This window comes from Saccharopolyspora sp. NPDC049426 (assembly GCF_040676935.1).
GTDB lineage: Bacteria > Actinomycetota > Actinomycetes > Mycobacteriales > Pseudonocardiaceae > Saccharopolyspora.
In genome coordinates this window covers 34,026-47,860 of record NZ_JBFAPZ010000007.1, presented here as the reverse complement: position 1 = coordinate 47,860, position 13,835 = coordinate 34,026, and the positions used below count along the sequence as shown (strand labels likewise).

At 72.0% G+C, this 13,835-nt stretch carries 14 protein-coding genes; 7 read left to right on the top strand and 7 right to left on the bottom strand.

What is annotated here, in order from left to right:
* Window position 1: 1 nt before the first annotated feature.
* Genes AB0J78_RS16575 through AB0J78_RS16565 form a run of 3 tightly spaced genes read right to left on the bottom strand, consistent with a single transcriptional unit; the run spans window position 2 to window position 4,295 of the window.
* On the bottom strand, window positions 2-1,444 hold the full coding sequence (locus tag AB0J78_RS16575) for an AMP-binding protein (protein WP_363789796.1): 1,443 nt from the start codon (window positions 1,442-1,444) through the stop codon (window positions 2-4).
* A complete protein-coding gene (locus AB0J78_RS16570; protein WP_363789795.1) occupies window positions 1,441-3,318 on the bottom strand; it encodes a beta-ketoacyl synthase N-terminal-like domain-containing protein in 1,878 nt (625 codons plus the stop codon). Before AB0J78_RS16570 ends, AB0J78_RS16575 begins: the two co-directional genes overlap by 4 nt.
* A gap of 56 nt (window positions 3,319-3,374) precedes the next feature.
* Window positions 3,375-4,295, bottom strand: a complete 921-nt coding sequence (locus tag AB0J78_RS16565) for a glycosyltransferase (RefSeq protein WP_363789794.1) — start codon at window positions 4,293-4,295, stop codon at window positions 3,375-3,377.
* A 56-nt stretch (window positions 4,296-4,351) separates the two neighbouring features.
* Between AB0J78_RS16565 and AB0J78_RS16560 the strand changes: the two genes are divergently transcribed.
* From AB0J78_RS16560 to AB0J78_RS16550, 3 genes are all read left to right on the top strand, one after another.
* Window positions 4,352-5,443: a glycosyltransferase family 1 protein gene (locus AB0J78_RS16560; RefSeq protein ID WP_363789793.1), complete on the top strand. Its 1,092-nt coding sequence runs from the start codon at window positions 4,352-4,354 to the stop codon at window positions 5,441-5,443.
* Between the two features lie 173 nt (window positions 5,444-5,616).
* The gene (locus AB0J78_RS16555; protein ID WP_363790423.1) at window positions 5,617-6,744 is read left to right on the top strand and encodes a glycosyltransferase family 1 protein; all 1,128 of its coding nucleotides are present in this window, start codon (window positions 5,617-5,619) and stop codon (window positions 6,742-6,744) included.
* Window positions 6,745-6,780: 36 nt separating this feature from the next.
* Entirely contained in the window at window positions 6,781-7,641 is an 861-nt protein-coding gene (locus tag AB0J78_RS16550; protein ID WP_363789792.1) for a glycosyltransferase family 2 protein, read from the top strand.
* A gap of 4 nt (window positions 7,642-7,645) precedes the next feature.
* Here the strand turns inward: AB0J78_RS16550 and AB0J78_RS16545 are convergent, their stop codons facing one another.
* Window positions 7,646-8,011: a hypothetical protein gene (locus AB0J78_RS16545; RefSeq protein ID WP_363789791.1), complete on the bottom strand. Its 366-nt coding sequence runs from the start codon at window positions 8,009-8,011 to the stop codon at window positions 7,646-7,648.
* Window positions 8,012-8,195: 184 nt separating this feature from the next.
* Here AB0J78_RS16545 and AB0J78_RS16540 point away from each other — a divergent pair, with 184 nt between their 5' ends.
* Genes AB0J78_RS16540 through AB0J78_RS16525 form a run of 4 tightly spaced genes read left to right on the top strand, consistent with a single transcriptional unit; the run spans window position 8,196 to window position 10,895 of the window.
* The gene (locus AB0J78_RS16540; RefSeq protein WP_363789790.1) at window positions 8,196-9,296 is read left to right on the top strand and encodes an NDP-sugar synthase; all 1,101 of its coding nucleotides are present in this window, start codon (window positions 8,196-8,198) and stop codon (window positions 9,294-9,296) included.
* A 5-nt stretch (window positions 9,297-9,301) separates the two neighbouring features.
* Window positions 9,302-10,210 carry a DNA-3-methyladenine glycosylase 2 family protein gene (locus AB0J78_RS16535; protein WP_363789789.1) on the top strand — a complete coding sequence of 303 codons (909 nt, stop codon included), beginning with the start codon at window positions 9,302-9,304 and terminating at the stop codon, window positions 10,208-10,210.
* Between the two features lie 32 nt (window positions 10,211-10,242).
* Window positions 10,243-10,500, top strand: coding sequence for a hypothetical protein (locus AB0J78_RS16530; protein ID WP_363789788.1), 258 nt, complete (start codon window positions 10,243-10,245; stop codon window positions 10,498-10,500).
* Entirely contained in the window at window positions 10,497-10,895 is a 399-nt protein-coding gene (locus AB0J78_RS16525; RefSeq protein ID WP_363789787.1) for a type II toxin-antitoxin system VapC family toxin, read from the top strand. Before AB0J78_RS16530 ends, AB0J78_RS16525 begins: the two co-directional genes overlap by 4 nt.
* A gap of 34 nt (window positions 10,896-10,929) precedes the next feature.
* Here the strand turns inward: AB0J78_RS16525 and AB0J78_RS16520 are convergent, their stop codons facing one another.
* Genes AB0J78_RS16520 through cofD form a run of 3 tightly spaced genes read right to left on the bottom strand, consistent with a single transcriptional unit; the run spans window position 10,930 to window position 13,795 of the window.
* Window positions 10,930-11,433, bottom strand: a complete 504-nt coding sequence (locus AB0J78_RS16520) for an NUDIX hydrolase (RefSeq protein WP_363790421.1) — start codon at window positions 11,431-11,433, stop codon at window positions 10,930-10,932.
* A gap of 26 nt (window positions 11,434-11,459) precedes the next feature.
* Window positions 11,460-12,809, bottom strand: coding sequence for a coenzyme F420-0:L-glutamate ligase (locus AB0J78_RS16515; protein ID WP_363789786.1), 1,350 nt, complete (start codon window positions 12,807-12,809; stop codon window positions 11,460-11,462).
* On the bottom strand, window positions 12,806-13,795 hold the full coding sequence (gene cofD, locus AB0J78_RS16510; RefSeq protein WP_363789785.1) for a 2-phospho-L-lactate transferase: 990 nt from the start codon (window positions 13,793-13,795) through the stop codon (window positions 12,806-12,808). The genes AB0J78_RS16515 and cofD overlap by 4 nt, the downstream gene beginning before the upstream one ends.
* Between the last annotated feature and the right edge of the window lie 40 nt (window positions 13,796-13,835).

Sequence of the window (13,835 nt, the reverse complement as noted above, 5' to 3'; positions counted from 1 at the left end):
CTCACAGTTCGAGTTCGGTGCGCAGCGCCCGGCGGTCGAGCTTGCCGTTGGCGTTGAGCGGAAGTCGGTCCAGCACCGTGATCCGGCGCGGCAGCATGTACGGCGGCAGCCGGTCGCGCAGACCCGCCTGCAGCGCGTCGGGATCGCAGTCGCCCCCGACGGCCGCCGCCAACTCCGGTTCGCCCTCGGTCGGCACCGCCAGCACGATCGCGTCCCGCACGCCCGGCAGCGCGCGCAACGCGGCCTCGACCTCACCGAGCTCGATGCGATGCCCGCGCACCTTCACCTGCTGATCGGTGCGGCCCAGGTGCAGCAGCACACCGTCCTCGACGGTCACCAGATCCCCGGTCCGGTACCAGCCGCCCGGCGCGAAACGTCCCGCGTCGTCAGCGGGATCGAGGTATCCGGCGAACCGCTGCGGTCCGCGCACGCACAACTCGCCGCGCGCCGCCGGCCTGCCGGTGGGATCCAGCACCCGGAACTCCAACGAGGGGAAGCACTCGCCGATCGGAGCGACCCCGTTCGGCGTGCTCGGCCACCCCGACACCTCGCGCGGCAACCGGTAGCCGGTGCAAGCGATCGTCAGCTCAGTCGGCCCGTAGAGCACCTCGACATCGCTGTTCGGCGCCGCCCGGTTCCAACTCCGCAGCGCCTCCAACGGCACCGCCTCACCGCCGAAGATGCTGCACCGCAACGTCGGCATCGCCCCCGGCCGCAGCGTGCCGAGCCGCTCAGCGAAGGAGATCAGCGACGGCACCGAGAACCAGTGCGTCAACCGCAGCGCGTTGACCGCGCGCACCGGTGACAGCAACGCTCCCGCGCGCGGCACAACCAGCGTGCCGCCCTGGCAGAGGGTGACGAACATGTCGTGCACCGAACCGTCGAAGGTCAGCTCGAAGTTCCCCGAAACCCGGCTTCCCGGCCCGATCCCGTACCGCGCGGCGACCTCCGTCAGATACGCGTCGAGGTTGCCGTGCGAGACCGGCACCGCCTTCGGCGTCCCCGTCGATCCCGACGTGCAGATGACGTAGGCGATGTCGTCCGGCCCGACGGGCACCTCCCGCGCCCGTCCGAAGGGCTCGTCCGTCCCGGCGCGCAGCACGGGAACCTTCCACTCACCCCGAGCCCCGGACTGCTCGGTGAGCAGCAGCTCGACACCGGTCTTGGCCACCAGTTCGCGGATGCGCTCCGGCGGGTGCTGCGGGTTCAAGGGCACCACCGTCGCACCGGCGCGCAGCACCGCCAGGTATCCGGCGCAGGCGAGCACCGAGCGGTTCGCCAGCAGCCCGACCCGCCGAGGGGCGCCCGCCGCCTGCAGCCGCGCAGCCAACCGCTCGACCAGTTCGCGCAGCTCCGCGTAGGTCAGGGCGGCCCCGTCGACCTCCAGAGCCGGCTCGTCGGGGAACTGGGCGGCGGCCCGTTCGAACCACGTGAGAACGTTCATCGCCGAACCTCCGCCAGCTCTCGCGCCCAGCGGCACAGGTCCCGCACGGTGCGCAGCGCCGCAAGCTCCTCCGGATCGACCTCGCGCCCGGTGCGCTGCTGCACCTCCACCAGCAGTTGCAGCTTCGCCAGCGAATCGATGCCGATGTCGGCGAGCGCGGAATCCTGGTCGAACGCGGTGCGCGCGTGCTTGCCCAGCAACCACTCAGCCGGATCATCACCCGCCGGCTCCTCGCCCGGCCAGTAGCGGCGCGTCTGCCACGGGTACGTCGGCAGCGGCACGTGCCGTCCGGGCCCGAACAGCCCGTCCCGGTCCACCGACTCGGAACCGAGGAACCGGTCCAGCTCCGGCGTGCTGTCGGTGGTCAGCGACTCGACGAGCTCCCGGTGCGTCGCACCGATCGCCACCGCGCGGTGCTCGAAGCGCGTGCGGCGCAGCGCCGCGCTGCGGCACAGGTCGCGCACCGGGAAGTCCGCACCCGAACCCGAGAGATGCTCGACGTAGGCGCGGGTCAGGTCCGCCAGCGCTTCTGGAGTGCGCGCCGACAGCACCAGCGGCCAGCGCGTCCCGTCGTCCGGTGTGCGCGGCTCGTGCTCGGCGCTGTGCAGCACCACGTGCGCGTTGAGCGCCGACGACCCCTGCGCGGACACCCCGGCGATCGCCCGCGAGGGGATGTCGGTGAGCGCTCGCGGGATCGACAGGCCCGACCAGTCCACGTCGGTGCGCGGGAGCCCGGCGTGCAGGCTCGCAGGAACCTTGCCGTTCTCCAGGCACAACGCGGCCTTGATCAGCCCGACCAGACCACCGGCGGCCTCTGCGTGCCCGAGGTTGGACTTCACCGAGCCGACCAGCAGCGGCCGGTCCGGTGATCGGGAGGTTCCCATGAACCGGCCCAGGGCGGTCAGCTCCAATGGGTCCAGCAGCGGCGAACCGGACCCGTGCGCCTCCACGAAGTCCACCGCCGAGGGCTCCACGCGCGCGTCCCGGTAGGCCCAGCGCAGCACGTCCAGCTGTCCCTCCAGCGACGGGTTGAGCACCGAGTCGTTGCTGCGCCCGTCGTTGCCCACAGCGCTGCCGGCGATCACCGCGCGCACCCGATCCCCATCGGCCAGCGCCGCTTCCATCGGCTTGAGCACCACCACCGCGACCGCGTCGGAAGGCGCGTGACCATCGGCGTCCGCGCTGCCGAAACGGCTGCGGCCGTCCGCCGACATGGCCCCGGCGTGCGACATCATCACGGCCTCGTCGGGCCGCAGCGGCAGGTTCACCCCGGCGACCACCGCCGCCGGGATCTCCCCGGACCGCAGGCTCTGCACCGCCTGGTGCACCGCCGTCAACGCCGACGAGCACGCGGTGTCGACCACGACGCTCGGACCGCGCAGGTCGAAGTGGTGCGACAGCCTCGCGGGCAGCAGTGAGCGAACGTTTCCCAGCTGCGTCGCCGTGGCGGAGGAAAGGCCCTGCTGGAGGGCGGATTCGAGGAAATCGGCCCGGGAGTTGCCCACGAACACGCCGGTTCGGGATTCGCGCCACTGCTCCGGGACGACTCCGGCGTCCTCGAACGCCTCCCACGCGCACATCAGCAGCAGCCGCTGCTGAGGATCGAGCGCGGTGGCCTCGGCTGCGGACATGTCGAAGAAATCGGCGTCGAAATCCGCGATTCCGTCGACGAACCCGGCCCGGCAACCGGCGAGACCGCCGGGCCCCGAGGAACGCAGCGCCGCCGCGTCGTAGCGCTCAGCGGGGGTGTGCGCGGTCGCGTCGACACCGCCGCACAAAAGTTCCCACAGCCGGTCGGGGTCGGTCGCCCTGGGAAGCCGGCAGGACATCCCCACGATGGCGATCGAACGCTGGTGAACTCCTGTCGTAGTCATGCCCCCGAAGTGTGCGCAGGCCGCTTACAACCGCCTTGCACAGCACTGACGTCCGCTCACCGGCCCGCCCAGGCCTCCCACACCTCGCGGCGGGAAACCCGTGCCATCCGGCCGATCCTGCGACGGGCGCGCAGCGTCGCGGGCAGCACCGAGGAGACCTTCACCAACACCCGCAGCCGCAGACCGGCCCGCAGGTTCGGCGGGCGATGGGGCACATCGCGCCACGGCAGGAGCAGCGTGATGGCCGCGAACCTCGCCAGCTCGCGAACCGCCACCCCGGCGGGCGCGCAGCGCAGCAGGGTGAGCAGACGGTTCCCCTCGTTCCAGCGGTGGAACAGCGCCGACCCGGGCCGGGTGCTGGCCCCGTGCAGATGCGTGGCGGTCGCCTCCGTGCCCACCACGTCGAAACCCGCCAGCCGCAGCCGCCACGCCGTGTCGGTGTCCTCGTAGTAGCAGAAGAAGTCGGCCGGAACCCCTCCCACCTCGCGCAGCACGTCGGTGCGCAGCAACGCCGCCCCACCGCAGAACCCGAAGACCGCGCCGGTCGCCGTGGCATCCGCGCCGTGCCCGTCAGCGGTCAGCCGCACCCCCGTCGACTGCACACGGCCGTCCGGCGCCAGCAGCACGGACGTGGCCGCCGCCGCGGTCGCGGTGGCAGAAAGGTTCCCCTCCACCACCTCCAGCCAGTTCGCGGACGGGGCGGCGTCGTCGTTGAGCCAGGCGACGAAGGGCGTGTCCACCTCGGGCAGTGCGGCGGCCAGGCCGCCCGCGTAGCCGACGTTGCGCGGCAGCCGCAGCACCTCGATCTCGGGGTGGGCGGTGAGCAGTTCGGCCGTGCCGTCGTCGGAGGCGTTGTCCACCACCAGCGTCCGGTGCGGACGCGACTGCGCGGCCAGCGCCTCCAGGCAGGCGTCGATGTGGGCCCGGCCGCGCCACGTGATCACGATGACCGTGGTGCGCACCCCGTCTGATGTCACCGGGGAAACCTAGCGTCACGCATCGGCGGGTTTCCAGCGCGTGCGAAGCTGAGCGCGTGCCCGAGCTGGTTGCCATCGCCGAGCAGCTGCTGGCCCCGGTCCCCGGCGGCACCGGCCGCTACACCCGGGAACTGCTGCGCGCCCTCGCCGCCACCGCACCCGACGGATGGACGGTGACCAGCGCGATCAGCCGCAGCGGCGACCCCGAGGAGGCCCGCGTCCCCGGCGTCGCGGGACCCCGCGTGCTGCCGCTGCCGCGACGCGCGCTGATCGCCGCGTGGGAGCGCGGCCTGCCGCTGTGGCCGGGCGGCGACACCGTGCACGCGATGACGCCGCTCGCCCCGCCCCGCCGACGCGGACGCGGCCTGGTCGTCACCGTGCACGACACCGTCCCCTGGACCCATCCGGAAACCCTCACCCCGCGCGGAGTCGCCTGGCACCGGCGCATGATCACCAGAGCCGCCGGTCACGCGGACGCCCTGGTGGTGCCCACCCGCGCCGTCGCCGAAGACCTCGCGGGTCGAGTTCCGCTCACCTCCGAACCCCGGGTGGTTCCCGAAGGCGTGACCCACGCTCTGCTGGCCGACCCAGCACCCGCCACGCGTCTCGATCTGCCGCCGGAGTACCTGCTGGCGATCGGCACCATCGAGCCGCGCAAGGGCTACGAGCACCTCATCCGCGCCCTCGCCGAACCGAACGCCCCGGACATCCCGCTGCTGATCGTCGGCCGCCCCGGCTGGGGAGACCTCGACCTGCCGGCCCTCGCGGCCGACACCGGGTACGGCCGCCTGCGGGTGCTCAACGACATCACCGACGCCGAGCTCTCCGCGCTGCTGCGCGGCGCCACGGCGCTGGTCGCGCCGAGCCTCGCCGAGGGCTTCGGCCTGCCGCTGATCGAGGCGATGTCACTCGGCCTCCCGGTCGTCCACTCCGACGCCCCAGCACTGTCGGAGGTCGCCGGCGGTGCGGGAGCGGAAGTCCCCCGGGCCGACCCGCCCGCGCTGGCGGCTGCGTTGCGCCGCATCGTCGACGAACCGCAGCGCAGAGCCGATCTCGCCGCGGCCGGGCGGCGCAGGGCGGCCGAGTTCACCTGGGAAAGAGCGGCCCTCGACATCTGGGAACTGCACCGCGACCTCGTCGGTGACTGAAAGGTTCCCCTCCTCACCCTCGGACCGACGATCAGGTTGCGAGCCGGCGAACGGTGACCGAAAGGTTCCCTTGCTCACAAAGGCTGCTCCTCGCTCCCACGTTTTTCACGTACTGGGCACGAAGCCGTGAACCTTCGCCGTACTCTCTCCTGGTGCACAGAGGTGAACCGCACATTCTGATCGACGCCACCGCGGTCCCCGCGGACCGAGGCGGCGTCGGACGGTACGTCGATTCCCTGCTCGCCGCCCTGGATTCGGACGGCGCGCGGGTCACCGTGGTGTGCCAGCCGCGCGACGCCGCCCTCTACGCGACCCTCGCGCGGAACTCGCGGATCGTTCCGGCCGCCGAGGCGGTCGCGACCCGGACCGCGCGGTTGACGTGGGAGCAGACGACGCTGCCGGTGCTGGTCAACAAGCTCGGCGTCGACGTGCTGCACTCGCCGCACTACACGACGCCGCTGGCCAACCCCGCCGCGTCGGTGGTGACCCTGCACGACGCCACGTTCTTCACCAACCGCCGCGTCCACTCGCCGGTCAAGGCCCGCTTCTTCCGCGCGTGGACGAGGGCCGCGCTGCGCCGCGCCGAGATCTGCGTGGTGCCCAGCCAGGCCACCGCGGCCGAGCTCGCCCGCACCATCGGGGCGGACCGCAACCGCATGGCGGTGAGCTACCACGGCGTCGACCCGGACCGGTTCCACCCGCCGACCCCGGAGGAGATCGAGGTCGTCCGCGACCGCCTGAACCTCTTCGACCAGCCCTACGTCGCGTTCCTCGGAGCCCTCGAACCGCGCAAGAACGTTCCTGCGCTCATCCGGGCCTTCACCCAGGCCTGCCAGGGGCGCCGCGACGAGGCCCCCGCGCTGGTGCTCGCCGGGCAGCCCGGCTGGGACACCTTGGTCGAGCGGGCGCTGGAATCGGTTCCGCACCGGATCCGGGTGATCAGGGCCGGGTACCTGCCGTTCGACGAGCTCGCCGGATTCCTCGGCGGTGCGCGGCTGGTCGCCTACCCGAGCCTCGGCGAGGGCTTCGGACTGCCGGTCCTGGAAGCGATGGCCTGCGGTGCGCCGGTGCTGACCACGCGCAGGCTGAGCCTGCCGGAGGTGGGCGGTGACGCCGTCGCCTACTGCGGCGTCCGGCCCACCGACATCGCCGCCGGCCTGCGCGAACTCCTCGACGACCCGGCCCGCCGCTCGGCCCTGGCAACTGCCGCGCAGCTGCGCGCCAAGGAGTTCACCTGGGGCGCCTGCGCGACCCAGCACCGCGAGGCCTACGCGCGCGCCCACCACGCCCGCACCCGCTGACCCGGTGGCGACCGCGTTGCAGCAGAATGTGACGGCGTGACCAACGCGCGCACCTACGGCGACGAACTCGCCGTCGTCACCGTGACCTACTCGCCCGGCGAAACGTTGCAGCGCTTCATCGACACCCTGGACAAGGCCACCGAGCGCCCGGTCCGCGTGATCCTCGCCGACAACGGTTCGCAGGACGGCGCGCCGCAGCAGGCTGCGCAGCAGCACGCGAACGTCGAATTCGTGCCGACCGGCGGCAACCTCGGATACGGCGGGGGAGCCAACCGCGGAGTCGCCGCGCTCGGCCCGGAGTACGGCTGGGTGGTCATCGCCAACCCCGACCTGGAGTGGGGCGCGGGCTCCCTCGACGAGCTGATCGCGGCGGCCGGGCGCTGGCCGCGCGGTGGCGCTTTCGGCCCGCTGATCACCGAACCCACCGGCGAGGTCTACCCCTCCGCTCGGCTGCTGCCCTCGATCGGGCGCGGTGTAGGGCACGCGCTGTTCGTCAAGGTCTGGCCCGGCAACCCCTGGTCGCGCGCCTACCGCCAGTCGGACTCGGGGAGCGGTGAACGCACCGCCGGATGGCTGTCGGGATCCTGTCTGCTGATGCGGCGCGAGGCGTTCGACTCCATCGACGGGTTCGACCCGCGCTACTTCATGTACTTCGAGGACGTCGACCTCGGGGACCGGCTGGGCAAGGCCGGCTGGCTCAGCGTCTACGTGCCGGACGCCGAGATCATGCACATCGGCGGCGCCTCGACCTCCCAGGTCTCCAAGCGGATGCTCACCGAGCACCACCGCTCCGCCTACCGCTACCTCGCCGACCGGTACCCGGGCCTGAAGTGGGCGCCGCTGCGCCTCGCGCTGAAGCTCGGCCTGACCGCGCGCGCCAAGATCCAGGCGCGCTGATCGTCTAGTACTGCTGCGGGTACTGCTGGGTGGGCTGCGACCCGAGCGGTCCGAACTCGTGCGGTCCGCGCTGCGACTGGTACGGGTTGGGCGGCATGCCGTGCTGCGGCTGCCCGTAGTCCTCGGTCGGCCACCCGGTGTGCGGGTCGACGGTCGGGAACTGCGGCTGCTGCTGCGCCTGCATCTGCTGACCAGCGGCGGGCAGCATGTTCGTGTCGGTGTCCGCGCCCGCGCTGTTGACGATGTCGCGCGGGATCCGCACGGTGTTCGCCGCGTCCATCGGCGACGTGGCGTTGTCCGGTGTGACGACGAACGCGCCGCGTGCCCGCGCGCGAGCAAGTGCTTCGTCGGCTCGGAGGCGCGGGTCCATGTGGATGCCCTCTCAGTCGTTCGCAGTCGGTGGTGCCGAACCTGGCAAAAAACCAGGTGTGGCGTTGAACCGGGCACGGCCATCGGGCACGGACCCAGTGTCATTATGCCGTTGCCACTGCCAGAGTATTCCCCCCAATGGGTTTTCGTCATTGATCTAGGTCAGGTAGAGGAGGACGACGCCGATGTCCGCGGATGCGCAGACCCCGGTCGAACCGCGCCCGAAGGCGGAAGCGGTCGTGCTGGTGGGCGGTCGGGGGGTTCGGCTCCGGCCTTTGACCCTGTCCGCACCGAAGCCGATGTTGCCGACCGCCGGCGTGCCGTTCCTGCGCCACCTGCTGTCCCGGATCCGCGCGATCGGCATCGAGCACGTGGTCCTCGGCACCTCCTACAAGGCGGAGGTCTTCGAGGAGCACTTCGGTGACGGATCGGACCTCGGCCTGCACATCGAGTACGTGGTGGAGTCCGAACCGCTGGACACCGCGGGCGCGATCCGCAACGTCGCCGACCGCCTCACCGCCGACGACGTGCTGGTGTTCAACGGCGACATCCTCTCCGGCGTCGACCTCGCCGAGCTGCTCGACACCCATCGCGACGCGGCGGCCGACGTCACCCTGCACCTGGTGAAGGTCGACGATCCGCGCCGCTTCGGCTGCGTGCCCACCAACGCGGACGGGCGGGTCACCGACTTCCTGGAGAAGACCGAGAACCCGCCGGTCGACCAGATCAACGCGGGTTGCTACGTCTTCCGGAGAGAGGTGATCGAAGGCATCCCCACCGGCAGACCGGTGTCGGTCGAGCGCGAGACCTTCCCCGAACTGCTCGCCTCCGGAGCCCGCGTGCAGGGCTACGTCGACGCGTCGTACTGGCTGGACATGGGAACCCCTGCCGCGTTCGTGCGCGGCAGCGCGGACCTCGTCCTGGGCAACGCCCCGTCCGGCGCGCTGCCCGGCCCGACCGGGCCGGCGCTGGTGCTCGCCGGTGCGAGGGTCGCCGAAGACGCGGTCGTCGACGCGGGCAGCACCCTGGGGGAGAACTGCGAGATTGGTTCCCATGCCCACGTCAGCGCTTCGGTCCTCTTCGAGGGCGTGACGGTCGAGGACGGCGCGGTCGTGGAGCGCTGCGTGGTGGGAGCCGGTGCTCGCATCGGTGCCGGGGCCGTGCTGCGGGACGTGGTGATCGGTGACGGCGCGACGATCGGCGCCGACTGCGAGCTGCTGGCCGGGATCCGGGTCTGGCCGGGCGTCGAGCTTCCGCCGAACGGAGTACGGTTCTCGGCGGATTGAACGATATGAACGAACCCCTCACCCGTGACTGGCACCACGACTACCCGCTGGACCTGGTCCGCGTCCTGTCGCCGCTGCGGCGCGGCAACGGTGATCCGACGACCCGCGTCGAGCCGGGCGAGCTGTGGTGGGCCAGCACCACCGCCGACGGCCCCGCGACGCTGCGCCTGCGCCGTGCGAGCAAGGGAACCATTCGCGCATCCGCGTGGGGCCCGGGAGCCGAAGCGGTGCTGGAGGGCGTCCCGGACCTGCTCGGCGCCTCCGACGACGACAGCGGTTTCGCGCCCGCCCACGACGTCGTCACGCGAGGGGTGCGGGCGGCGTCGGGGATGCGGCTGTGCTCGTCGGGCAGGGTGTGGGACGTCCTCGTCGCCGCGATCCTGGAGCAGAAGGTCACCAACCGGGAGGCGTGGCGCTCGTGGCGGGAGCTGTGCCGCCGCTTCGGCCACCCCGCCCCCGGGCCGGTGGAGAAGCTGTGGACGGCGCCCGATCCGCGGCAGGTCCGCGAGATCCGGGACTGGGAGTGGCATCGCGCGGGCATCGACGGAGCCCGTCGCCGCACCCTGCTCGCCGCGGCCTCGTCGGCGCGCAGCCTGGAGAAGGCCGTGGTCCTCCGCGGTGAGGCGGGCCGGGACCTGCTGCAGAAGATCCCCGGCATCGGTCCCTGGACGGCGGCCGAGGTCGCGCAGCGCGCTTGGGGTGACCCCGACGCGGTGAGCGTCGGTGACTTCCACCTGCCCGCGATCGTCGGCACCGCCCTGGTCGGCCGCCCCCTCGACGACGAGGGGATGCTCAGCGCGCTCAGCCCCTACGAAGGCCACCGCCACAGAGCGGTCCGCTACCTCGCCGCGGCAGGGGTCAACCGCCCCCGCTACGCCCCGCGCTTCCCCGTGCGCGATTACCGGGCGTTCTAGCCATGACTGCATAATGACTCTATAATGAAGTCATGGCTGTTCTGACGATTCGCAACGTTCCCGAAGAGGTAAGAGAGTTGCTCACCCGGGCCGCAAAGCGGAGCGGTCAGTCCTTGCAGGCTTATCTGCTGGCTGTGCTGGAGCGTGAGGCGAGGTTCTCGCGCAATGCTGAACTGGCGGACATGGAGCCTGTGGGTGGCGGGTTGTTGAGCATGGACGAGATCGTTGATGCGGTCCGCGCTGCCCGTGGTGAGGCTCCAGGGGGCGATGGTCGGGCGGGTGTTGTGTGATCGTCGTCGACACTTCCACCTTGGTCTCGTTCTTCCTGGGAGCGAACCACAGTGGTCCCCAGGTCCGGAAACTCCTCGGGACGCATACCAGCTGGGCAGCGCCTCCGCATCAACCAGTTGAGATGCTCAGCGTGCTACGAGGGCTGGTCGCGGGCGGAAAGATTTCTGCGATGCACGCCGAGGACGTTCTCGGCAGGTGGGCGGTGACGTTCATCCAGGAACTCCCGTTCACCGCCGCGGTCAGAGGAAGGATCTGGGAACTGCGCCACAACCTTTCCTCCTACGACGCTGCGTACGTTGCCGTCGCGGAGCTGAACGAACTGCCTCTCGTCACGGGTGACAAGCGGCTGGCCGCTGCCCCGGGGATTCGATGCGAACTCCGGTTGGTGCAGTGACTCGGCCTTGGCCTCGCAAGCGTTCGAAGGGGAGTCAGCCTGCCATCGCCGCGGTGAGCAGCGGGCCGAGATCGGTGTTCTCCGGCGGGGTCGCCAGGGGCCACCAGCGCAGGTCGAGGGACTCATCGCTGCGGGTGGGTTCGGCGCCGGCCGGGGCGCGGACGACGTAGCGGACGTCGAAGTGGCGCGTCGGCTTGCCGAGCGAGCAGGTGATCGGGTGGACGTCGAGGTGCACCGGCTCCGGATCGACCACCAGGCCGGTCATCCCGGACTCCTCGGTGGCCTCGCGCAGCGCCGCACCGGCGAGGGTGTCGTCCTCCGGCTCGCAGTGCCCGCCCAGCTGCAGCCACCGGCCCACGCGCGGGTGCAGCGTGAGCAGCACGTTGTCGCCCGCCGAGTCCAGCAGCACCGCCGAGGCCGTGACGTGGCCCGGTTCACAGGCGCGCAGGCAGGCGTCCTCCCGGGCGTCGAGCAGCGCGAGGAACGCCTGGCGCAGGGCTTCTTGCTGCGGGTCGACCGGGCGCCAGTCGCCCAGCACCCGAGTCGTGTCCGCGTGCGGTCCGGTCACAGCTCCACCAATCCGTCGTCGAGGTCGCGCGGCGGTCGCGGGCCCTCGGCGGGCGTCGCCGGGTGGCCGACCGCGACGGCACCGAGAGGCTCCCAGGCGTCCGGCAGGTCCAGTGCCTTGCGGACCACCTCGGCGCAGAACATCGTCGACGAGACCCAGCACGAGCCGAGCTCCTCGGCGGCGAGCGACACCAGGAGTCCCTGCACCGCGGCACCGCCCGCGACGGTGAACATCTGCCGCTCGGCATCCGAGCGCGCCTCGTCCGGGTAGGTGTGCGCACCGTCGCGCACCAGGAACGGCAGCACCACTTCCGGCGCCGCGTAGAGCAGGTTCCCGCGGTTGACGCGGCGCTGGGCGGCCTGCTCGGACAAGCCGTCACCGCGCAGGTCCTCCAGCCACGCGGTGCGCATCGCGTCGAGCAGCTTGACCCGCAGCGGTCGATCGCGCAGCCACACGAACCGCACCGGGCGCGTGTGGTGCGGAGCGGGAGCGGTCAGCGCCGCGCCGACCGCGCGCCGCAGCGATTCCTCCTCCACCGGGGTGTCGGCGAACTCGCGCACCGAGCGGCGCACCAGCACCGCTTCCCGTCGTCCCCGCGCGATCGCCTCGGCCGTTCCCAGGTGGAACAGGTCCTCCTCGACCGGCCGGGCGAGGTCCCGCGCCGCCGAACCGTCGTCCACAGTGGTCAGTCCGCGCACCACGGCGACGGGGATGCCGCCGAGCTTGCCCTTGACCAGGTCCGCCGCACCGGCGATCTCGTCGGCGATCGCGACCTCGGTGACGGCCAGCTCGTTGCCCTGCGCGTCCGTGCTGCCCGCGTAGCGGTGCAGCACGGCCAGTCCGGCGGAGCCGATGGCCGCGTCGGTCTGCCCGACCCGCCAGGCACGGCCCATCGTGTCGGTCACCACTACGGCGACCCGCACGCCCAGCCGCGCGGCGATCCCGTCCCGCAACCGACGAGCGGAGGCGTCCGGGTCCTCCGGGAGCAGCGCGATCTGGTCCTGCGCGACGTTCGAGGCGTCCACGCCGGACGCGGCCTGCACGATGCCGAGCTTGTTCTGCGTGATCAGCGTCCGGCCCTTGCGGGCCAGCACCGACCGGGCCTCCGAGAGCACCAGCTCGCGCCGCAGCGCGTCGCGCTCCTCGGGATCGTCGGGCGCGGCGACCATCCGGCCTTCGACCTTCGACACGATCTTGCTGGTGACGACGAGGACGTCACCGTCGCTCAACCAGGGAGCGGTCGCCGAGATCGACGCCGCCAGATCGTCCCCCTCGACGAACTCCGGCAGCCCCGTCACCGCGAACAGCTGCAAGCCCCCGGTCGCCGCGTGGTCCCTGGGTGTCATGCCTTCTCCGAAGCCAGGTCGAACGCCGCCCGCGCCATCGCCGCGGTGGCGTCCACATCGGACATCAGCAGCGGCACCGAGCGCACCTTCACGCCGGGCACCTCGGCGGTGTCGTCGCTGTGCACCAGCCAGCCGTCCAGGATTCCCTCGGCATCGCCGCGCGCGCCGTAGTGGCGGCCGACGGCCTCCGCCGAGGTCTCCACGCCGATCGCGCTCAGGCACGCGTCGGCCATCCCGCGCAGCGGCTTGCCGCCGATGATCGGCGACAGGCCCACCACGGCGGCCTCCGTCTCGCGCAGCGCGTTGCGGAAACCGGGCACCGCCAGCAGGGTTCCGATGCTCACCACCGGGTTCGACGGGGCCAGCAGCACCACGTCGGCCTGCGCGATCGCGTCCAGCACCTCGGGGGTCGGCTTGGCCTCGTCGGCGCCGACCGGCACGATCGCGCGCGCCTCCGGCTCCGAGCGGTAGCGCACCCACCACTCCTGGAAGTGCACCGCCCGGCTCTCGCCGGTGTCCGGGTCGTCGATCGCCACGTGGGTCTCGACCCTGTCGTCGGTGACCGGCAGCAGCCGGACCCCCGGGCGCCAGCGGTCGCACAGCGCCTCGGTCACCGCCGTCAGCGAGTAGCCCGCGCGCAGCATCCGGGACCGCACGAGGTGGGTGGCGATGTCGCGGTCGCCGAGGCCGAACCAGGTCGGTTCCGCGCCGTAGGCGGCGAGCTCCTCCTTGACCGACCAGGTCTCGTCGACCCGGCCCCAGCCCTTGGCGGTGTCGATGCCGTCGGCGAGCGTGTACATGCAGGTGTCGAGGTCGGGGCAGACCCGCAGCCCGTGCATCCACACGTCGTCGCCCACGTTGACCACCGCGGTGATCTCGTGTTCGGAACTCTCCGCCTCGCCGATGGCGGGCAGCCCGAGCGCCGCCTTGACTCCGAGCAGGAAACGGGCGCCACCGACGCCGCCGACCAGAACTACGACCTTCACACCACCGATCCTCGCACGCCCATCCCCGGCGAGGTCTGTG